At 34.7% G+C, this 21,810-nt stretch carries 17 protein-coding genes and 7 pseudogenes; 11 read left to right on the top strand and 13 right to left on the bottom strand.

The window, feature by feature from the left end; all coding sequences use genetic code 11:
- Nucleotides 1-3: 3 nt before the first annotated feature.
- The gene (locus N7U66_RS07950) at nucleotides 4-1,020 is read left to right on the top strand and encodes a bestrophin family protein (protein WP_267678013.1); all 1,017 of its coding nucleotides are present in this window, start codon (nucleotides 4-6) and stop codon (nucleotides 1,018-1,020) included.
- Between the two features lies 1 nt (nucleotide 1,021).
- Here the strand turns inward: N7U66_RS07950 and N7U66_RS07945 are convergent, their stop codons facing one another.
- Nucleotides 1,022-1,438, bottom strand: a complete 417-nt coding sequence (locus N7U66_RS07945) for a hypothetical protein (RefSeq protein ID WP_267678012.1) — start codon at nucleotides 1,436-1,438, stop codon at nucleotides 1,022-1,024.
- Between the two features lie 191 nt (nucleotides 1,439-1,629).
- Between N7U66_RS07945 and N7U66_RS07940 the strand changes: the two are divergent.
- Nucleotides 1,630-2,183 (top strand): annotated as a pseudogene (locus N7U66_RS07940) (thioredoxin family protein).
- Nucleotides 2,184-2,260: 77 nt separating this feature from the next.
- Nucleotides 2,261-3,193, top strand: a complete 933-nt coding sequence (gene ctlX, locus N7U66_RS07935) for a citrulline utilization hydrolase CtlX (protein ID WP_267678011.1) — start codon at nucleotides 2,261-2,263, stop codon at nucleotides 3,191-3,193.
- 1 nt (nucleotide 3,194) lies between these two features.
- On the opposite strand, the gene N7U66_RS07930 is transcribed toward ctlX, so the two are convergent.
- Genes N7U66_RS07930 through N7U66_RS07920 form a run of 3 tightly spaced genes read right to left on the bottom strand, consistent with a single transcriptional unit; the run spans nucleotide 3,195 to nucleotide 5,235 of the window.
- On the bottom strand, nucleotides 3,195-3,416 hold the full coding sequence (locus N7U66_RS07930; RefSeq protein WP_313791464.1) for an ATP-binding protein: 222 nt from the start codon (nucleotides 3,414-3,416) through the stop codon (nucleotides 3,195-3,197).
- The gene (locus tag N7U66_RS07925) at nucleotides 3,326-4,297 is read right to left on the bottom strand and encodes a sensor histidine kinase (protein WP_267678010.1); all 972 of its coding nucleotides are present in this window, start codon (nucleotides 4,295-4,297) and stop codon (nucleotides 3,326-3,328) included. The genes N7U66_RS07930 and N7U66_RS07925 overlap by 91 nt, the downstream gene beginning before the upstream one ends.
- 14 nt (nucleotides 4,298-4,311) lie before the next feature.
- On the bottom strand, nucleotides 4,312-5,235 hold the full coding sequence (locus N7U66_RS07920; RefSeq protein WP_267678009.1) for a tetratricopeptide repeat protein: 924 nt from the start codon (nucleotides 5,233-5,235) through the stop codon (nucleotides 4,312-4,314).
- Between the two features lie 433 nt (nucleotides 5,236-5,668).
- On the opposite strand from N7U66_RS07920, the pseudogene argS reads away from it, so the two are divergent.
- Together argS and N7U66_RS07910 are read left to right on the top strand one after the other, a co-directional pair.
- Nucleotides 5,669-7,464: pseudogene (gene argS, locus N7U66_RS07915) on the top strand (arginine--tRNA ligase).
- Nucleotides 7,465-7,622: 158 nt separating this feature from the next.
- Complete coding sequence (locus N7U66_RS07910) at nucleotides 7,623-7,796, top strand: hypothetical protein (protein ID WP_267678008.1); 174 nt, start codon at nucleotides 7,623-7,625, stop codon at nucleotides 7,794-7,796.
- Nucleotides 7,797-8,080: 284 nt separating this feature from the next.
- On the opposite strand, the gene N7U66_RS07905 is transcribed toward N7U66_RS07910, so the two are convergent.
- Entirely contained in the window at nucleotides 8,081-9,142 is a 1,062-nt protein-coding gene (locus N7U66_RS07905; RefSeq protein ID WP_267678007.1) for an SAM-dependent methyltransferase, read from the bottom strand.
- Nucleotides 9,143-9,410: 268 nt separating this feature from the next.
- On the opposite strand from N7U66_RS07905, the gene N7U66_RS07900 reads away from it, so the two are divergent.
- The 5 genes and pseudogenes from N7U66_RS07900 (at nucleotide 9,411) to N7U66_RS07880 (ending at nucleotide 13,640) form a co-directional block, all read left to right on the top strand.
- Nucleotides 9,411-10,007 (top strand): fasciclin domain-containing protein, encoded by a 597-nt coding sequence (locus N7U66_RS07900; protein WP_267678006.1) that lies wholly within the window; start codon nucleotides 9,411-9,413, stop codon nucleotides 10,005-10,007.
- Nucleotides 10,008-10,322: 315 nt separating this feature from the next.
- A pseudogene (locus N7U66_RS22505) lies at nucleotides 10,323-10,980 on the top strand (SprT-like domain-containing protein).
- A gap of 75 nt (nucleotides 10,981-11,055) precedes the next feature.
- Entirely contained in the window at nucleotides 11,056-12,150 is a 1,095-nt protein-coding gene (locus N7U66_RS07890) for a mannose-1-phosphate guanylyltransferase (protein WP_267678496.1), read from the top strand.
- Between the two features lie 3 nt (nucleotides 12,151-12,153).
- Nucleotides 12,154-13,061 (top strand): annotated as a pseudogene (locus N7U66_RS22800) (DUF389 domain-containing protein); the annotation flags it as partial.
- A gap of 99 nt (nucleotides 13,062-13,160) precedes the next feature.
- A complete protein-coding gene (locus tag N7U66_RS07880) occupies nucleotides 13,161-13,640 on the top strand; it encodes a hypothetical protein (protein ID WP_267678611.1) in 480 nt (159 codons plus the stop codon).
- Between the two features lie 2 nt (nucleotides 13,641-13,642).
- Here N7U66_RS07880 and N7U66_RS07875 read toward each other — a convergent pair.
- Nucleotides 13,643-14,409, bottom strand: a pseudogene (locus N7U66_RS07875) (ABC transporter ATP-binding protein).
- Nucleotides 14,409-15,146, bottom strand: a complete 738-nt coding sequence (locus tag N7U66_RS07870; RefSeq protein ID WP_267678005.1) for an MlaE family ABC transporter permease — start codon at nucleotides 15,144-15,146, stop codon at nucleotides 14,409-14,411. Before N7U66_RS07870 ends, N7U66_RS07875 begins: the two are co-directional and overlap by 1 nt.
- Before the next feature lie 112 nt (nucleotides 15,147-15,258).
- On the opposite strand from N7U66_RS07870, the gene pafA reads away from it, so the two are divergent.
- Nucleotides 15,259-16,923 (top strand): alkaline phosphatase PafA, encoded by a 1,665-nt coding sequence (gene pafA / locus N7U66_RS07865; RefSeq protein ID WP_267678004.1) that lies wholly within the window; start codon nucleotides 15,259-15,261, stop codon nucleotides 16,921-16,923.
- A gap of 34 nt (nucleotides 16,924-16,957) precedes the next feature.
- Here pafA and N7U66_RS07860 read toward each other — a convergent pair whose 3' ends face one another.
- From N7U66_RS07860 to rsfS, 6 genes and pseudogenes are all read right to left on the bottom strand, one after another.
- Entirely contained in the window at nucleotides 16,958-17,224 is a 267-nt protein-coding gene (locus tag N7U66_RS07860) for an acyl-CoA-binding protein (protein WP_267678003.1), read from the bottom strand.
- Nucleotides 17,224-17,874, bottom strand: coding sequence for a phosphatidylserine decarboxylase family protein (locus N7U66_RS07855; protein ID WP_267678002.1), 651 nt, complete (start codon nucleotides 17,872-17,874; stop codon nucleotides 17,224-17,226). The genes N7U66_RS07860 and N7U66_RS07855 overlap by 1 nt, the downstream gene beginning before the upstream one ends.
- Nucleotides 17,864-18,685, bottom strand: coding sequence for a phosphatidate cytidylyltransferase (locus N7U66_RS07850; RefSeq protein WP_267678001.1), 822 nt, complete (start codon nucleotides 18,683-18,685; stop codon nucleotides 17,864-17,866). Before N7U66_RS07850 ends, N7U66_RS07855 begins: the two co-directional genes overlap by 11 nt.
- 3 nt (nucleotides 18,686-18,688) lie before the next feature.
- Nucleotides 18,689-19,294: an LUD domain-containing protein gene (locus N7U66_RS07845; protein ID WP_267678000.1), complete on the bottom strand. Its 606-nt coding sequence runs from the start codon at nucleotides 19,292-19,294 to the stop codon at nucleotides 18,689-18,691.
- Nucleotides 19,295-19,404: 110 nt separating this feature from the next.
- Nucleotides 19,405-21,355: pseudogene (ftsH, locus tag N7U66_RS07840) on the bottom strand (ATP-dependent zinc metalloprotease FtsH).
- Between the two features lie 9 nt (nucleotides 21,356-21,364).
- Nucleotides 21,365-21,737: pseudogene (rsfS, locus tag N7U66_RS07835) on the bottom strand (ribosome silencing factor).
- Nucleotides 21,738-21,810 lie beyond the last annotated feature (73 nt).

Genomic DNA, 21,810 nt, shown 5'->3' with positions numbered 1-21,810 from the left:
GGTATGTATATTAAAAGAAATATTGGTTGGGGACTTATTTTAAGATACGCATGGAAAAACCTGATCATTTTTACCGTGTATGCCAGTATTATTTTTTGTTTATACTATTATTTAGGTTGGGATTTTATAGACATTCCTTTTCAACCATTAAGTGTTATTGGTATTGCTGTTGCTTTCTATATTGGTTTTAAAAATAGCCAAAGTTATGATCGGTTTTGGGAAGGTAGAAAAATATGGGGAGGCATTGTAAACTATAGCCGTACGTGGACAATTCAGCTGCTGAGCTTTATCGACACTGGAGATCAAAGTAAAAATAAGGAAATACAGCAACGCTTAGTATATAGGCATCCGGGGTGGATAAACGCCTTGAGAGTTCAATTACGGCAGCCAAAATCGTGGGCCTTAAAAGAAAACTATGCCGTTGAAACTCTTTTTAATAAGCATAATGAGCGTAATATTTCATGTAATGAAACCGTAGGTTTTGTGTCAGTAAGTGAATATGAAGATTTAGAAAAACGCGTAAATCCGGCAACACATTTAATTAAGAATCAAGCACTAGATATTACTGCTCTTAAAAAAGAAGGATTACTCGATGGTTTTCAAGAAGATCAATTGCAATCGGTATTAGAAGAGTTTTATAATCTACAAGGGATGTGTGAGCGCATTAAAAACACACCATTCCCAAGACAATACGGTTATTTTTCTAAAGTATTTACTTGGATCTTTGTTCTTTTATTGCCCTTTGGTTTATTAGATGTATTTGAAAATGATGCACTAAATCTAACCAATGAATTAAAAGAGTGGTATGCTTTTTTAATGATCCCTTTTTCAGTTCTAATTTCTTGGATTTTTGTAACAATGGAAGTGATAGGTGATAATAGTGAAGACCCCTTTGAAGGTAGAATAAATGATGTTCCAATGACAGCCTTATGTAGAACGATAGAGATCGATTTACGTGATATGTTAGACGAAAAAGATCTTCCTAAAAATATTCAACCTAAAAATAATATATTGTACTAGACTATGCTCGCTCTAGTGCAGCATACGCTTTTGATCCTGAAAAAGCTTCTTTAGAAAACACATTGTATTCTAGTATTTCTATAATTTTAATAAGTTGATTGAAGTTTTTTTTCTTGTAAACATGTTTTAGCTTATCGCCAAATTTAAAAAACATTTCAGAGGTCTTGTTTTTAGTATCTGTACCGTAGAAAAAAAGTATTTCATTTTTTTTAGGTTTAAAAAAACGATAATCAGATATAATACTTCCTTCTCGAACATGATAGACTTTAAGGTTTATTTTGTCTACAGTAATATCTTTTTGAATATTTAATTCCTTTGGGAGTAATTTGTAGCGTGTGACTTCTAAAGGGGTTTCAAAATCCTGTGCGGCAGTGAATAGTGAACACAGAAAGAATAGGAGTATAAGAGAATACTTCATGTGAGGGAGATGCTATTAAGAATTACTATTAATATTTTTCAAGAACGCCATTACAATGAACTTATTGTTTTTTTTTTTATAAAAATTAAAATTTAGAGGAGTATATTATGAAAATCTTGTGATGAATTAATTGGGCGATTTTATCATTTCTACTAACTTGACGTTTGAACTAATTTCACTTTACAGAGACTATGGCACTTACAGAATCTAATGATTTTAAAAATGGAACTTTGGCACCGAATTTTCTTTGACCGATACGGTAACAGGAAGAACGATGAGCCTGCATCAGCTTAAGGGTGACAAAGCAACGGTAATTATGTTTATTTGCAACCATTGTCCCTATGTGTTGCATGTGAATGCGCAATTGGTAAAATTAGCTAACGATTATGAAAATAAGGGGGTTGGTTTTATTGCCATTAGTAGCAATGATGTCGATAATTATCCGCAGGACCGTCCTGAATTAATGAAACAGGTTGCGACTCATTTAAAATATCCGTTTCCTTATTTATTTGATGACACTCAAAAAGTCGCAAAAGCATACGATGCAGCCTGCACTCCGGATTTTTATGTTTTTGATACAGACTTAAAAGCCACCTATCACGGGCAATTAGATGATTCAAGGCCAGGTAATACTCTACCAGTTACTGGGAGTGATTTAAGACAGGCCATCACCGCTGTTTTGACTAATAATAAACCATTGTCACATCAAAAGCCGAGTATGGGCTGCAATATTAAGTGGAAATAAAAGGCGTGGATTTTATTTTGTGTATTTTCAATTTACTTCTTATTTAAATTAATTTACTTTTGTAAAAAAAAACAGAAATGCAACAAACCACAAATACCCTATTAATGATTCGTCCTGTAGGATTTAGAATGAATGAGCAAACGGCCATTAATAACTATTTCCAGGAAGAACTTGAACTTAAAAATGCCGAAATTAACGCTAAGGCACAAGACGAGTTCGATCATTTTGTAGAGAAGTTGCGGGCTGTTGGTATTACTGTTATTGTTGAAGAGGATGATACGCTAACAGATACTCCGGATTCTATTTTCCCTAATAACTGGGTGAGTTTTCATGAAAACGGAAATGTTGGACTCTACCCTATGTTTGCAGAAAACAGAAGACAAGAACGCCGGGATGAGATTTTTATAAGACTGGAGAAAGAAGGTTTTAAAATTAATAATATTATCGATTATACTTCGGCAGAAGCGGAAGGGGTATTCTTAGAGGGTACTGGAAGTTTACTGTTAGATCGCGCAAATGATAAAGCTTATTGTGCATTATCACCAAGAGCAGACGAAACACTGTTTATAGAATTCTGCGAGGATTTTGAATATACACCAGTTGTTTTTACAGCTTATCAAACCGTAGCCGGTAACAGATTGCCTATTTATCACACCAATGTGATGATGTGTCTTGCTGAAACTTTTGCGGTCATTTGTTTAGACAGTATTGATGATAAAAAAGAACGTAAACACGTCATTCAAAATTTAACGGAAGACGGTAAAGAAGTGATAAAAATTAGCGAAGCGCAAATGGGGCAGTTTGCCGGAAATATGTTACAAGTAAGAGGTGCAAACGACAAGTTGTATTTAATAATGAGTCAGTCGGCTCATAATTGTTTAACTCAGTCTCAAATACAATTGATAGAGCATCATTGTGAGATTATATCTAGCTCTTTAGAGACTATCGAGACTTGCGGAGGAGGGAGTGCGCGTTGTATGATGGCTGAGGTATTTCTACCAAAGGTGTAGTTCATGTGTTCTCGGGATTTTCATCGCTGGCTTTAGGCAGTTCAACAAAAAAGGTACTGCCTACGTCGGGTTCGCTATCTACCCAAATACGTCCTTCATTAAGTTCAACCAATTCACGGCAAATGGTAAGGCCTAAACCTGTGCCTTTTTCGCTACTAGTGCCAATAGTAGATAAGGTATTATTATCAAATAGCTTGTGCTGATTTTCGGTAGAGATACCCACCCCCGAATCTGCAACACTAATAATGGCTTTTCCGTTGTTTGCCTTATTACTAATGGTAATAAAATCTCCGAATTACAGAATTTAACGGCATTAGCCAATAGGTTTTGTATAATGATTTCAGTCATACTTCTGTCTGCAAATATAAAATCACTAACGGTTTTATCTTTTAAAACAATGCCTTTGGTCTGCATTTTCTGTTCAATCAGTTTTATTTTTTCGTGAAAAACCTCTCTAATATCAAATACAGTAGGTTTTGGTTTAAGTGATTGCATTTGTGATTTAGACCAGTTTAAAAGATTGAATAATAGTAAAGAGGCATTATTCGCGTTCTCACTGAGTTCGGGCAACAAATTATGGAATTCCTCTTGAGAAAGCTGGCCATCCTTTAATAAGTCTATAAATGCCTTAGTGGAAGTCAATGAGTCCTTTAAATCATGAGAGACAATGGAAAATAATTTATCCTTTACATTATTAATGTTTTCTAAGTGTTTGCTTTGTTCAAGGATGGCTTCATTTTGTAGTTCTATTTTTTTGTTTTTAGCCTCCAATTCTTGGGTGTATTTAAGACGACTGTTTCGTTTTAGATAGAAGAGTATAAAAAATATCGATACAATTGCAAATGCCGCTAGTAAGCCATAGAAAATAAGTTTGTATTTGTCTAATACTTTTTGAGCATCATAATTTTCTTTTTCATCAACTTCATCAACACGTATAGGGTCCTCTAGTAATAATAGCGCATTTTTCATTATAGGCTCCTCTTGAATTACGGGTGTACTATAAATGGGTTGCTCTGCATCTAAAGCGCTTTTTATTTTATGATATTGACTTTGCGGGACAAACGCTTTTTCAAAATCTCCTCGTGTAGAATCCAAGGTCTTCATTAAGGCGTAATTTTTTAAAAGCGCTTGCTTGTTATCTTTTTTTTAGCTATGCTCTGAGCTTCTTGAAGTTGTTTTTCGGCTATTTTATATTGTTTCTCAGCAAGGTTGAGAGCGCCTAAATTATTTAACGATTTAATGATACCGTCAAGGTCTTTCAATCTTCTATTTAATTTAATTCCAAGCACCAAATAATCGGCAGCTAATTTATAATCTCCTATTCTTAAATAAGCTTCACCCAGTTCGGGTAAGATGATAGCTCTTAAGGTATCGTTACTATCTTTAACATAATTGAGCGCATTTTCGTAATAGCGAATACTTCTTTTAAAGTTTTTTTTATTATAGTATAAATGCGCCAAATTAGTATGGCTTTTCACTAAGCCCTCAATATCGTTAAGCTCTTCTTGAATGTCTATACTTTTTAAATGATAATCAATGGCTTTTTCAATAACATTTATTTTTTCATAGGCTGTAGCCGGACCATGATAGCCAAGGATTAATTCTTCTTGTAGATCATGTTTTTCAAGCTCATCAATACCGTCGAGCACAAATTTTAGGCCTTTAGAATAGTTGCCACGTTCTATTTCAATAGCACCCACATGGTTTTTAATTTTTGCTAATGCTAAAGTATCTCTAAGTTTCCCATAAATAGTTGTCGCTCTTATAAATTGTGCCGCTGCATTAATGTAATCGTCTTTCTTATTATAAATTAAAGCTTTAAAATAGGCCATCTCGGCAGAACCTCTAGTGTCATTAAGTTCTTCGGAAAGACGTTCGGTCTCTATAATGTATTTTAAGGAACGATCGTATGCTTTGGTTTCGTAGAGTAATTTTATGATTTTTGATGCAGTTTTAATTTTTATACTGTCAGATTTCTCAAAAGTTAATTCAATAATAAGACTTTCTAGTTCCTCATTTTGAGAAAATCCAGAGTAGGTCATAAGAAAACATAAAAGAACGATCAGTTTTTTCATAAATACTTTAAACAGTAACAAATAAAAGACAACTAAAAGACCTTATTCATGTCGAGGTTGCGAAAGACAGTAAATAAAAATGTTTGTTAGTTAAGGATTAAATTTTGTTGATTATTAGCGTATTAACAAAAATTCAAAAAACTTAACAATAAAACGAATTAATGGGTTTTAATGTAAAAAAATTAGTTTAAGTGACTGCGTTTTTTCTGTATTGGCGCTATAACGGTGTTTTAGAGAGGAGATTGAAAATCAATCGCCTGAGTCGACGAAAGGCGTGTGTCTAAAAAGCACAAAGATTTAAGGCTATAAATGTTGTCTATTATAACGATTAAAAAACCACGTATCCAAATTGGTTTCCATCATAAAATAGTATCTTTGTCGCTTTAATAAACATAATAAAATGGACCTTCAAGAGACCTTATCTCAACACGTAAAAACTGCTGTAACATCTATTTTTAATGCCACTATAGAAACAGTGGAATTTCAAGCCACTCGAAAAGAATTTATAGGGGATATTACTGTAGTCGTTTTTCCTATGCTTCGTGTAGTGAAAGGGAATCCTGTGCAAATTGGTGAAGCCATAGGTCAATACTTATTAGATCATGTGGAACAAGTCAAGGGGTTTAATGTTGTAAAAGGCTTTTTAAATATTGAAATTGAGGATGCGTATTACATTAATTTTTTCAACAGTGTGCAAGACAATGAGACGTTCGGATTCGTTGATGCTAAAGCCGAAGATAAAGCGATTATGGTGGAGTATTCTTCTCCCAATACCAACAAGCCGTTGCATTTAGGTCACGTAAGAAACAATTTGTTGGGCTACAGTGTTGCTGAGATTATCAAGGCAGCAGGAAGGAAAGTCTATAAAACGCAAATCATTAACGATCGTGGCATCCATATTTGTAAAAGTATGTTGGCTTGGCAACGCTTTGGAAATGGGGAAACACCAGAATCTACAGGATTAAAAGGGGATAAGCTGGTAGGTAATTATTACGTAAAGTTTGACCAAGAATACAAAAAGGAAATTGAGAAATTAAAAGCCGAAGGCAAGACTGAGGAGGACGCAAAAAAAGAGGCGCCAATTTTAAATGATGCGCAAAACATGCTTTTAAAATGGGAGTCAGGACACCAAGAAACGGTTGCCCTTTGGAGAACCATGAACCAATGGGTGTATGATGGTTTTGATACTACCTATAAAAACTTAGGTGTTGATTTCGATAGGCTCTATTACGAAAGTCAAACCTATTTGTTAGGGAAAGAATTTGTGGCTGAAGGTTTAAAAACGGGTGTTTTTTTTAAAAAAGAAGACGGCTCGGTCCGGTGTGATTTAACGAATGATGGTCCGGATGAAAAAATAGTTTTGCGTAGTGATGGTACTGCCGTGTACATGACCCAAGATATAGGTACAGCCATTCAACGCGCGAAGGATTTTCCGAGACGTTGGTGGTATGGTTTATACGGTAGGTAATGAGCAGGAATATCATTTTCAAGTTTTATTTTTAATTATTAAAAAACTAGGCTTTGAGTGGGCTAAAAACCTGTTTCATTTAAGTTATGGTATGGTCGATTTACCTTCGGGAAAATGAAGAGTAGAGAAGGTACGGTGGTTGATGCCGATGATTTAATTGCTGAAATGGCCAAAACCGCTAAAGAGATTTCTGAAGAGTTAGGTAAATTAGAAGGTTACAGTGATGATGAAAAAGACACCTTATACAGCACCATAGGATTAGGCGCTTTAAAATACTATATTTTAAAAGTAGATCCTAAAAAACGCATTCTTTTTGACCCAAAAGAGTCTATTGATTTTCAAGGTAACACGGGGCCCTTTATACAATATACGTATGCGCGAATCCAGTCTATTTTGCGTAAAGCAGATACTGATAGCGGTGTCATACAGAGCACTGTTGAAGTGCCTCACAATTACAAACTCCACGAAAAGGAAAAAAGTTTATTAAAGCAATTGCAGTTGTTCCCGAAGTGATTCAAAATGCCGCTGCTAATCATAGTCCTGCATTAATAGCAAACTATACTTATGAGTTGGTGAAAGACTTTAATTCATTCTATCAAAACGTCTCTATTTTAGGGGCAGATAGCATCATAGATAAACAGTTTAGAATTCAATTATCACAGGCGGTTGCCAACACCATTAAAAATGCATTTGGCTTGCTAGGAATAACCGTACCTGAACGTATGTAACTGTTTCTTTTTGTTTTAGAAAAAGATAGATATAACGTGTAACAAGAATGGCGTAAATGAATATTATTTATTATGTTAATTTTTAAACCATTACATTTGTTTAAACCTTAATCTCCTCGAACAAATTAATTTCGGAGCATTATTTAAATATAATAAATATGAAAAAGCCCTCAGCACCAATGAAGATTACTTGGATTATTGGAATGATTTACGGTATCCTTGGAATTATCGGACATTTTGCACAGGTTCAAATTTTATCGGAACACAATTACCTGCTTTTACTTATTGGTTTTATTGCCTTGGCTATTGGAACCACTTTAAAAGGTATTTAAATTAAGTGACGCACTTAACTTAACAAGTCTCTATAGAAATTGCTTACGAGCTGGTTGCGCATCGCAACCACTAAAATAAATTGCTTTTGTCGCTTCTAAGAGGCTCCATCTGGTTTTGTTTTTATGTTGTAAAAACGCTCTGCATAGCGCGTAAATCAATCTGTATTTATATTTAAATCGTATTTAGAATATTTACAGTAGGATTTGCAGTATTAAAAGAGAGTTATATCTTATTGATTAAAAACCATAAGCCAATTTAGGTACTAGATATTCTAATCGGGGCTTTATACGACGCCAGGTAAATGTATGCTATATTCAAGTTTTGGCTCAGAGGATATTTTGTATTGCGTATTAAAGGTTATAGAGCCTTGTAAGTTCCTAGGGATTCCACTTACGAAGATTGGTGTGGTCAAAGCACTATCATTTATACCAATTTTAATCTTTTTATAGATTTGTATTTTTGTTATAAGGACGAGATAATCATACCCTTTCAATATCTCAGGTGCAATGACTGTTTTATTTATAGGGAAGGATTTAACTGCATAGGACTGTGTTTTTGATTCATGTGACCCAAAGAGAGCTGTTTTACTAACTTCAAAGACTTTCGTTTTTTGATGGTAATGTTTTAGCTGAAGTGCTTCCATGGGTATGCCAGTTTGTGTCAGTCCTATATATAACTCTATTTTCTCGGGTATAAATAGGGCATCGTATTTTACTTGGCGTATCAAATTCAAGTAAATGGGAACTTGTTGTTCCTTCGCTAATGCATTTTGCATGGCTTCACTCACAATAATGTCCGGTTCGTTTTTGGAATCAATTTGATATGTAGTGGCATCTTCATTAACTAAGGTGATGTCATGCGCTTCTAATTCTAATTTTGACAGGACCCTTTTTAATAGTTTAAAACTAAAAGAATTTATTTCTAAAAACGTATATTTTATGTCAACCGTATACGGTTTTAAAATAATGGGAAGGAGCAATGTAGCAAAGGGGCCAGTTCCAGCATACATAATATGAATTGAGTTTTGTGTCTTGCTTTTGTCTATAATAGCATCATTTATTCCGTGTATAAATTGTCGTGTCCTCAATACATCATCTAAACAATAGGAGGCCATTAGTGTGCCCAGGGGCTTACCATTATCCAATAGCAGATCTTCTCTTCCTTCTTCAGCACTTAGTGCTTCTCCACAAATGCTGTTTAAAATAGATTTATATACACTAGTGGCTTGTGATAGTTTTAAAGGATGAATAGTATCTTCAAAGTATTCTGAGGTTGTATGCCTAATTTTTTGTTGCAGATTCATTCCTAGAGTATTATAAACAGTCAATTTAACCTCATATTCCATATGTAATATGGTTTCAAAAGTATTTATTGAACTTTAGATACAAGGAGTCGTTTTCGACCTTGAACCTAAGGGAGAGTTTTCTGAGTTTTAGCCTTGCCTGTTCACTACATCTTAGTCCAACTCAACTAACAGAAGGCCATAATATGTGATGTGCAAACTTTTAAAGTAAATTTTGTTTAACAAATTTAACTAAACTTTAAACGTTTTAATTTCTTTTTAACGAGGTTATCTTTTAAATTTGTGAAAACTTTAAATAAAAACTAAAATTATGAAAAAGAGAAACTTAATATTTACGATGGCTGTGATTGGCGGCTTATTCATGTCTACAACGGCGTGCAAACAGGAAAACAAAGAGAAAGCTGTGGAAACAGAAGAAGTAGTCATAGAGGAAGAAGTGGCCATGAAGGAGGAGCAGGAAACACCAACAATAGTAGGGGTAGCTGCAGGGAATGAAAATTTCTCAACCTTGGTGGCTGCCGTTCAAGCAGCAGATTTAGTAGATACGTTGAATAGCGACGGTCCGTTTACTGTGTTTGCACCAACAAATGATGCCTTTAATAAGTTGCCAGCAGGAACCGTTGAGACTTTATTAAAACCAGAAAACAAAGGGAAGCTTTCTGAAATATTAACTTATCATGTTGTATCGGGAAATTTCGATGCGGCGGCTGTAACTAAGGCAATTGCAGAGAATAATGGTACCCTTGCACTGAAAACAGTTCAAGGCGAAGAGCTTTCTGTAATGATTGTAGAAGGTAACGTTATATTAAAAGACGCTAACGGCAATACAGCAACAGTTGTTATGGCCGACGTTATGGCATCAAATGGAGTGATTCACGCTATAAACGCCGTTGTCATGCCTAAATAAAAAATAATAATTTCATTGGTTGGTTATTATTGATGAGAAATGCTTGAATCTTAAATTTAGATTCAGGCATTTTTTTATGCCCTGATCTGAAATAAAACTTAAAATACAGCAATAACAAAGCGTCTTGGGGGATTTATTGGGTAGAATGTCATTTTTATGTAAAGTACAATATCCTATTACCATGAGCTAAAGGACTATCAAAAGTGAATGCGTTACTCAATAGTTTCGACAAGGGCTATAATCCTTGCGCTAGGATTCTAGAACTTAGTTTAAAAAAATATTGAATTCGTACGACTTTCTATTATTTTTGCCTCAATGCAAAACACGTTAGAAAATCATATTCCTCAACAGGCGATAGAAAGGGTCATGCATCTATTGAAGCATGATAATTTGGTGGTGTTAATAAAGAAAGAACGCAAAACCGAGACACGGTGATTATAGGCCATTACCAAATGGAAAACATCAAATCACTATAAATGAGAATTTAAATCACTACAAGTTTTTAATTACACTTATTCATGAAATTGCACATTTTGAGGCTTACAAAGCCTTTGGGCGCTATATAAAACCTCACGGTTTAGAATGGAAACGTACTTTTCAAAAACTCATGCTTCCGTTTATTAATCCGTAGTATTTCCAATGGAGGTGTTGCCTTTATTAGCCGAGACATTTTAAAAACCCAAGGGCATCTAGTGATACCGATTCAAAATTAGCATTAGCTTTAAAAAAATATGACGAAGCTAACGACAAAACCTATATTTTTGAAGTACCCTACGGAGAAACTTTTATATTTAGAAATAATAAACGCTTCAAAAAAGGCCATAAACGTACAAAACGCTATGAATGTGTAGAGATTACAACAGGAAAAGTGTACCTTTTTAATCCCAATGCTGAAGTGGACGTCATGTATACCAAAGCAGGAGGAGAACTCATGACAGAGGCTCACAGACGTACTGAAGGGGAGTGGATGTAAAATATATTACGACTTAAAGTTAATTAAAGATTTTAAAAGTAAAAGAGACAAAGGACCACAACTAAAAGTCTCATGATGACGAAAAAGATGCAAAATAAAAACTATTATGCCATATTAATGGCGGGAGGAGTAGGCTCAAGATTTTGGCCAGTGAGTACAGAGGATTTTCCTAAGCAATTCCATGATATGTTAGGAACAGGAGACACTTTAATTCAAAAGACTTTTAATCGATTAGCCAATCTCATTCCGAAAGAGAATATTTTCATTTTAACCAATGCGCGTTATAGCGATTTGGTTTTTAAACAACTACCTGAAGTGACTAAAAGACAGGTCGTTTTAGAACCAGCGATGCGTAATACAGCGCCGTGTATTTTATATGCTTCTCTGAAAATTCAGAAAGAAAATCCAGAGGCTGTGATGATTGTGGCTCCAAGTGATCACTGGATTGAAGATGAGAAAGCCTTTGTAGCTAATGTGAAGCAGGCTTTTGAATTTTGTTATAAAAACAATGCCTTAATGACTTTAGGCATTCAACCCACTTTTCCTAATACAGGCTACGGTTATATTGAATTCGAGAGTACATCTGCAGAGGAGATAAAAGAAGTTCGCCAGTTTAGAGAAAAACCAGATTACGAAACTGCTAAAAGTTTTATTTCCCAAGGTAATTTTTTATGGAATGCGGGTATTTTTATGTGGAGTGTTAAGAGTGTCATTGAGAGCTATCAGGTGAATCAACCTGAGCTTTTTGAGTTATTTAAACAAGGATTAGACGTTTATAATACGCGCGATGAAGCTGGTTTTATTCAAGAGAATTACGATAAGGCTGAAAATATTTCGGTGGATTTTGCCATTATGGAAAAATCGGACAAGGTCTATGTCTTACCCGCAACTTTCGACTGGAATGACTTGGGGACATGGGGAAGTTTGTATGACAAATTAAATAAGGACGAGAACGATAATGCGGTAGTAAATGCGCGCACATTAACGGCTGATGCCTCCGGAAATATGATTAGAACCAAAGACAATAAAATAGTCGTTGTTGATGGGTTGAAAGATTATATTATTGTGGATAAAGAAGAGGTTTTACTTATCTTCCCGAAGCAAAAAGAACAAGATATTAAAAAAGTACTCCAGCAGGTTAAAGATGAATTTGGAGAACAATATGGCTAAAATATGAGCGAAGAAAATAAATTTAACTTCTCTGATGACGAGATAAAAGATGAGGCTGCTATAAAAGATGAAGCCGTAAAGCAATCGAGAGAAACCGTTAAGAAGGAAGCCAGAAGTTTTTTTGGGAGCATCAAATCGTTTTTAAATGAACTCCTTGATTTTAGAAATGATACCGATCGTGATGCCACCATTGAAGCGATAAAGGCAGATATTCCTTTTAAAGGGGCAACGGCATGGATTTTAGTATGTTCTATATTTGTAGCCTCTGTTGGCTTGAATGCTGATTCTCCTGCTGTTGTTATAGGAGCCATGCTTATTTCGCCTTTAATGGGACCCATTTTAGGTATTGGCTTAGCCATTGCGATTAACGATATTGATACGCTCAAGCGCTCTTTAATAAACTTAGCGATAATGATTGTGCTCAGTTTGTTAGCAGCTTTTTTGTTTTTTTACTTTTTTCCATTAAGTGAGGAGACTTCAGAACTATTGGGACGTGTAAAACCGAGATATTCGAGATGTATTAATTGCGTTTTTCGGGGGCTCGGCTTTAATTATTGCACGAACTAAAAGAGGAACCATTGCATCGGCTATTTTTGGCGTAGCCATAGCTACTGCCTTAATGCCTCCACTTTGTACGGCAGGTTATGGCTTAGCAAAAGGGAATTGGATTTTTTTTACGGGGGCTTTGTATCTGTTTACAATAAATACCATATTTATTGCTTTAGCTACTTTTTTAATTCTGAAAATTTTGCGATTCCCTATGCTTAAGTATGCCAATTCGGCAAAGCGTAAGCGTATTGCAAGATTTGCTTCTTTAGTAGCGATTATTGTTATGATTCCTGCAAGCTATACCTTTATTAGTGTATTGAAAGAAAGTAATTTTAAAAACGATGCCAACACTTATATAAAAAATGAATTAGATGCTTTGCCACATGCAGAGTATTTGAAAAAAAATGCGGTTATAAAATACGCCCCGGATGAAACCTCTATTACCATAAATTCTTTTGGTCTTGATAGAATACCGAGAAAGTACTATCGCATTGTTGAATTCAAGAATGAAAACCGATGATTATAGTAACTTGGCACAGACAAAACTCTATGTAGTACAAAACAGGAGTTTAAACTTAGATAATTATAAGAATATGAGGGAATTGAGATCAAGAGATTCTTTAGATAAATTGTCGCAATCACAGAAAATTCAATACTTAGAAGACAGATTGCAGAAATTATCGAAACTTGAACGCAATCAAATCCCGTTTGAAGAATTAAGTAAAGAAGTGAAAATCAATTATGAGAATTTAACAGCCTTTTCCTTTTCCAATGTTATCAATTCAAATTTTTCTAAAATAGATACGATTACGGTCTTTAGCATTAGATTTAATGATTCATTAACTAATGAAGCAACTAAGTTAGCCGAACAAAAAAAATTACAAAATTGGTTGAAACTTAAATTAAAACTGGATACTTTAATAGTGAAACGAATAAATTAAAATCAACCATTCTCCTCCAAATACATTTGGCGCACTTTTTTAAATAAGTTGGATGAGTATACGAAATCGGTTACAATTTCATTATCTGTTTTAAAGATGGTATGTCCGGTGCCTTCCCAGGCTTTAAGTCCATCTTTTAAGAACACAATTTTTTCGCCAATTTCCATAACAGAGTTCATATCATGGGTATTGATAACTGTGGTGATGTCGTACTCTTCAGTAATTTCTTTAATTAAATTATCAATTACGATGGCGGTTTTGGGGTCTAAGCCGTAGTTAGGTTCGTCGCAAAATAAATACTTAGGATTATTTACAATGGCTCGAGCTATAGCGACCCGTTTTTGCATCCCTCCGTAAGCTTCACTTGGCATCTTTTTATGAGCATCATCTAAATTAACGCGTTTGAGTACCACATCTGCACGTTCCCGCATTTCATTGCGTTTCATTTTAGTAAACATGCGTAAAGGAAACATCACGTTTTCTTCAATGGTCAAAGAGTCAAAAAGCGCACTGCCTTGAAATACCATACCTATTTTTGCCCGCATGTCTCGTTTTTTGTCTTCAGAGAGATTAGCGAAAATTTCGCCATCGTATTCAATGCTCCCTTGTTCGTAATCAAACAGACCTAAAAGGCATTTTAAAAAAACAGTTTTACCGAGCCACTTTGGCCAATGATTAAATTCGTCTTGCCTTTGTCGAACGTGGTGCTAATACCTTTTAAAATATGAGCATCACCAAATGACTTATGTAAATCTTTAACTTCTATCATTAGCTTAAAAGGAGTTGAGTTGCTAAATAGTTTAATAAAATAATGGTAACACTGGTCCGGACGAAAGAGGTGGTACTGGCTTCTCCTACTTCTAGAGCACCACCTTTCATAAAGTAACCATGATAGGATGGAACTGTCGCTAGAACAAAAGCGAACAAAAAGGTTTTTATAAACGCATAAGCAATATGAAAGGGTTCAAAATCCTGCTGTAAGCCTGTAATAAAGCTGTCTGCAGATGAGTAGCCCCCAAAAACACAAGCGGCTAAACCTCCAAGAATTCCTAAGAACATGGCTATAGAAATCACAAACGGATAAAAAGCCATGGCAATAAATTTAGGAAAAACAAGATAATTAATAGAGTTAATGCCCATAACTTCTAGCGCATCAATTTGCTCTGTAACCCGCATGGTACCAATGCTAGAAGTAATAAACGAGCCTACTTTTCCAGCCATAATAATAGACATAAAAGTAGGTGCGAATTCAAGCAGAATCGATTGTCTTGTTGCAAAACCCACCAGTTCCTTTGGAATTAATGGGTTGTCAATATTTAAAGCCGTTTGTATGGTCACGACACCGCCTACGAAAAAAGAAATAAAAGCCACAATGCCTAACGAGCCAATAATAAGATCATCAATATCCTTTAGAATAAGATGTCTCATAACGGACCATTTTGTTGGTTTGCGGAACATCTCAATAACCATTAAAAAGTATGTGCCAATATTATGAAGGTACTGCATAGGTAATTTTATTACGCTAAAGTATAAAAATATGACACGTATTTAATGATAAATTTAAATTAAGATTCTTAAAATAACGTATTTTTGGCAAGGATTCCAAAAGCACAGATGAATGAGATTTCTATTGCCCATATTTTTAACGGTATTACTTTTTAATTGTAAAGCACAAAATAACATGACTACAGAACCAACAGTAGAAGTCGAGGCGTCTATTTCGACCGGACCGAAGTTAGTGGTTGCTATCGTTGTAGATCAAATGCGCTATGATTATCTCACTCGATTTTATGAAAAATATGGAGCCGATGGTTTTAAACGCTTGGTCGATGAAGGTTTTAGTTGTAAAAACAATCATTATAATTATGTTCCAACCTATACAGGTCCAGGCCATGCATCCATTTTTACAGGCACCTCACCCAAAAATCATGGAGTCATTGCTAATGATTGGTACGATAAGTTTGAAAAAGAGATGGTGTATTGTGTAGGAGATCCTATGGTTAGGGCCATTGGGAGTGAAACGGAATACGAGCGTATGTCTCCGCACCGCATGAAAAACACAACATTTGGAGATGAGAATAGGTTGTTCACACAGTTTAAAGGTAAAACTATTGGTATTTCTATTAAAGATCGTGGCGCCATTTTGCCAGCTGGACATGCAGCGAATGGAGCGTTTTGGTTTAGAGGAAGGGATGAAGGTCACTTTATTACTAGTAGCTATTATATGAATGCCTTGCCACAATGGGTTCAGGACTTTAATAGTTCTAATGTTGCGGAAAGTTATTTGAAAGTATGGAATACGTTGTATGCTATTGATAGTTATGCAGAGAGTGGTAGTGATTTAAATAGCTTTGAGGCGGGTTTTAAAGGAAAAGACACAGCGACGTTCCCTTATGACTTAGAGAACTTGAAGGCGGATAACGGCGGTTTCGATATTATCAAAGCGACGCCTTATGGGAATAGTTTGGTTGCCGATTTTGCCATTGCAGCGCTGGATGGCGAGTATCTAGGGCAAGATGACATTACAGATGTGTTAACAGTAAGTTTTTCCAGTACAGATTATATCGGCCATAATTTTGGAGTAAACTCTAAAGAAGTTCAAGACACTTATTTACGATTAGATCAGGATTTAGCGCGTTTATTTAAGGCCTTAGATACTAAGGTGGGAGTGGGGGAATACACTGTTTTTTTAACGTCCGATCATGGAGCAATTGATGTTCCATCCTATTTGCAGAGTGTTAAAATACCATCAGGTTATTTCGATGGGAGAGCGTTTAGGAGTGAGCTAAATGCTTTCATATTAGAACAATTTAAGGTGCCCGATTTAATTGAAAACATAAGCAATAATCAACTGTTTTTAAACAAAGAAAAACTTGATTCTTTAAATCTAGAACTCGATGAAGTACAAAACGCTTTAGTGAAGGAGTTGATTAATTATAAAACGATAGACAAAGTATATTCAGCTGAGACCATGCAAAGGTCCAATTTCACGAAAGGTATTGAAGCATTATTGCAAAATGGGTATCATCAAAAGCGCTCCGGCGATGTACTCTTTGTTAACGACCCAGGGGTGATAAGTTATCCAAAAACGGGATCTACACATGGTTCTCGATTAAATAATGATACTCACGTGCCCTTATTGTTTTATGGTAAAGGTATTAAAAAAGGGAGCACCTTTTTAAATACGGAGATCACAGATGTTGCGCCCACGATTTCGGCATTATTGGGCATTAGTTTTCCTAACGGTGCAACAGGTAGGGTTTTAGAATTTGTGATTGATTAGTGGTCTTGTCTATTTTTATAGCTTGATAGACTAACTATTTACGATATAAAAAATAATTATTTACCAAATCGATATAAGATTGTTTGGCTTCATCCTCAGATATTTTTTGTATTTGAAAAAGGGCATTAGTTTTAAACGCATTTATAATAGGTGTGCGACTACTAGGTCTTTCATAATTGTTTGTCGCTTTCTTATAATAGGCGTACAAACGAAGTAAAAAATCTGCAGGAAAAGGCTCTGCATGGGCATTTATGCGCTCTACAGCTTCTTCAAATGCGATATCTATTTTTTTAGAAGTCATTACATTTGGGCAATAATACTTTCACCACCACGAACTTTTTGATTTAACTCTACTTTTATATTGGTGTCCAAAGGTAAAAACAAATCTACTCTTGATCCAAATTTAATAAATCCGGAATCGCTTCCTTGAGTAACGTCTTCACCTTCTATAGCATAATTAACAATACGTTTTGCTAAGGCGCCAGCGATTTGGCGATATAACACTTTACCATAGCTTTTACTGTCTATAACGACTGTGGTGCGTTCATTTTCTTCGCTAGCTTTTGGGTGCCAAGCCACTAAATATTTTCCAGGATGGTATTTACTAAATGCGATTTTTCCTGCAATAGGATATCTGGTAACATGAACATTTAAAGGAGACATAAAGACACTAACCTGTAACCGTTTGTCTTTAAAATATTCTTTTTCAAAAACCTCTTCAATTACCACAACTTTACCATCAACAGGAGAAACCACTGCATGGTCTCCGCTAAATAAATTACGTTTTGGATTTCTAAAAAATTGAAGAATTAAGTACAAAAAGATTCCGGATACTGCGAACAAAAGATACTGTAGCCAAGATAAGCTTACAAAGCGATCGACAAGTAAGACTGCTGCAATAACTACAATAAAAGTAATTACAATGATTTTATGACCTTCCTTATGAAACATATTGAATTATTGTTAAAAATAAATATATAAACGGCGCCGCAAAAATAATACTATCAAAACGGTCTAACATACCACCATGACCAGGCATAATTACACCACTGTCTTTAACATTTGCTTGGCGCTTAAATTTAGATTCTATTAAATCGCCAACCGTACCAATCACACTAACAATCACAGCTAAAATAAGCCAGTTATTAAAGCTTAAAGTTTCTGTAAAGGTAGTAATAAAATAGCTTGCAATACAAGCAAATAATAATCCGCCAAGAAAACCTTCTACTGTCTTTTTAGGCGAAATACGCGGAAACAGTTTTTGCTTACCAAATTGTCTACCGATTAAGTAAGCAAAGGTGTCGTTAACCCAAACGAGAATAAATGAACCCAATAATAACTTTGGTGTGAACTCATTTTTATAATTCGCGATTAAAATTAAAAAAACAAAAGCACTGGATAAATAAAAGGTGGTTAATATAAAGCGTTTCGATTCAAATAAAGGAATCACTTTTTCGGAAAATAAATCTTTAATCAATAATAACTGAACAAAAATAGTGATGACATGCAAAATGCTAGTGGCTTCTCTTAGTCCCTCGGTAGATTTCATTATGGTTTGCCAATAACCAAAAATAAAATAAAGGATAGTAAAGATAATATAGGGGACAAAACTTTTGAGCTGGATTAGCCTGTTAAATTCAACCAGGCAAATAATTCCAAAAACAAAAAACACAACAATGGCTGCGTGCTCATTTAACAATGATGTTAAGAGTATTGTAATATAAAGTAAACCAGATAAGGCTCTAGTAATTGTTTCTTTCATTAATTATAAGTCTTCAAGGAGCAACAAATATAAGTTTTTTGAAGCACTGCCATAACTTAAAAAGTCTTTTTCATCGACATCCTTAAAGTGTTTAATAGTCGTAATGTTAGTTGGTATTCTTTTTTTGTTTTTGTTTTTTATTTGACGTAGACCTTCACCAATATTTGATACAATTTGACTCGTGGTCGCAAAAACAATAAAATTATTAGGGAATTCTATGAGTCTTTTTTCAGCAATTTGTAAGGAGGAGATTAAAATAGAACCATCATTTGCAATCAAATTTTCACAAGTGGTAAAAAAATATGTCGCTTCGTTTAGAGATCCTAATTTTAAATTAGCATCTTTAAATTTAGCTTTTAATTTGTCATCATAGAAATGGCCTAATTTATCTACCCAATTATTTTCTTCTATAATATGATTAATGTTTTCGTAAATTTCATTAAGGTTTTCACAATATATAAACTTCCCTCCGTTAGCTTTAAAGTTAATGGTAAAACTTTCGTCTATTGGGAGTTTTATTTGAGGCATGTACTTTCCTCGATCTTGATTTTTTATTTCTTCTTTCTCCTTATTAGATTTAGAACGAAAAATGTTTCTAAATATGCTCATGTAATGTTTGCTATTGACCTAAAAAATTTGGGTATTTCTCAAATATAAAAAATCTCAAATTAACAAAGGTTGTTATTTTGAGATTTTTAAGTTTGATAAAAGAAAATGGTTTATTTTACTTCTTCTTTTATGATTTCATTTTCAGGCATACCAAAAGGTCTTTTCCCTAAAATTTCTTCCAGATCGTCTTTAAAAATAACCTCACGTTCTATTAGTCTTTCAGCTAATTTATCTAAGACGTCTCTTTTAGATTTTAAGAGATTAACCGCACGAAGGTATTGTGTTTCTACAATGTTTTTAATTTCACCATCAATAAGTTCTGCTGTTTTTTCACTGTAAGGTTTTACAAAACCATTTTCACCAGCTGGATCATAAAAAGTAATGTTTCCAACTTTTTCATTCAAGCCATAAATCATGATCATTGCTTTAGCCTTTTTAGTTACATTTTCTAAATCACTTAAAGCACCTGTTGAAATCTCATCGAAAATAATTTTTTCTGCAGCACGACCACCCATGGTCACACAAATTTCATCTAAAAACTTACTTGTTCGGGTAATGTAAGCTTCTTGAGGTAAATACCAAGCGGCACCCAGAGAACGACCCCTAGGAACAATAGTTACCTTTACTAATGGGTCTGCGTGTTCTAAGAACCAGCTTACGGTAGCATGACCAGCTTCATGGTAAGCAATGGTTTTCTTTTCTTCAACAGAAAATAAGTTGCTACGTTTTTCTAATCCGCCAACAATTCTATCTACAGCATCTAAAAAGTCCTGTTTCTCAACAGCTTTTTTATTCTTTCTTGCGGCAATTAAAGCAGCTTCGTTACATAAATTAGCGATGTCTGCACCGTAAAACCCAGGAGTTTGTTTTGAAAGGAAGTCTATGTCTAAGCCTTCGGCTTTCTTTAAGGGTCTTAAATGCACTTCAAAAATAGCACGACGCTCTGTTAAATTTGGTAAATCAACATAAATTTGTCTATCAAAACGTCCAGCACGCATAAGCGCTTTGTCTAAAATATCGGCTCTATTCGTGGCAGCGATAACAATAACGTTCGTATTGGTGCCAAAACCATCCATTTCTGTTAACAGTTGGTTTAAGGTATTTTCACGTTCGTCATTACTGCCGCGACATAGCGTTTTTACCACGCGCTCTACCTATAGCATCAATTTCATCTATAAAAATAATAGCTGGTGATTTTTCCTTAGCTTGTTTAAATAAATCTCTCACTCGAGACGCACCCACCCCTACAAACATTTCAACAAAATCTGAACCAGATAGTGAGAAGAAAGGTACTTTCGCTTCTCCTGCAACGGCTTTTGCTAATAATGTTTTTCCTGTTCCTGGAGGGCCAACTAGAAGGGCTCCTTTAGGAATTTTACCACCTAATGAGGTGTATTTTTCAGGATTTTTAAGGAAGTCTACAATTTCTTGAATTTCTTCTTTTGCGCCTTCCGGACCAGCAACATCTTTAAACGTTGTTTTTACTTTTGTGTTTTCATCAAAGAGCTTAGCTTTAGATTTTCCGATATTAAAAATCTGTCCGCCAGCACCTCCACCTGCTCCACCGGACATTCTACGCATGATGAAAATCCATACTGCGATTAAAAGAATGAAGGGTAAGAAATTTATTAAAAGGTCTCCAAAAGTACCACTCTCTGTCTCGAATTCGTATTGGGTCGATAAATCGTTTTCCTCTATAATACGTTTAAATGTTTCTTCAAAAATTTCTTGACTACCATATTCGTAATAGTAGTTTGGTACAGAACCACCAAATACAGAAACCGAACGCTCTGCTGCTTTTTTATGAATGGCTTCATCTTTTGCTTCTTTGGTAAGAAAAACTTTTACTTTTTTAGCATTCCCTACAACTTTAAAGTTTTGAATATCTCCATTTTCGAGGTATTCAAAAAACTCAGAAGTGTTTATTTTACTAGAGTCGTCTCGACTATTATTAAAAAAGAATTGAGAAAATATTAATGCTAATATTAAGCCTCCTGAAATCCAATATGGATTGAATTTTGGTTTCTTAGGTGCTTCTTGTTTTTTATTTTTTTCTGCCATGAAATGGATTTAAAATTTTGATTCAATTATTGTGGTTTTTGCATCCCCCCATAGACTTTCAATGTCGTAATATTCGCGAATGTGTTTTTGAAACACATGAACCACGACATTAACATAATCCATTAAAATCCATTCTGCGTTGTCTTCGCCTTCAATATGCCAAGGCTTGTCTTTTAGTTCTTTACTAACTTTCTTCTCGGATAGAGTTAACGATAGCATTAACTTGAGTGTTTGAGGTGCCTTCGCAAATAACGAAGTAATCGCAAACGGTATTTTCAAGTTCTCTTAAATCTAGAATATTTATATCTTTTCCTTTTACATCTTCAATGCCACCAATTATTGTTGTAATTAGTATATCTGAGTTCGCTTGTTCTTTAACCATTAATAAGATTTAATTTGTGCAAAGTTATTATTTTTTGGTTCTTTATACTTTAAATTAATCATAAGATTTTTTG

This window comes from Lacinutrix neustonica (genome assembly GCF_026625145.1).
GTDB lineage: Bacteria > Bacteroidota > Bacteroidia > Flavobacteriales > Flavobacteriaceae > Lacinutrix > Lacinutrix neustonica.
This window is presented reverse-complemented; position numbering and strand designations above follow the sequence as displayed.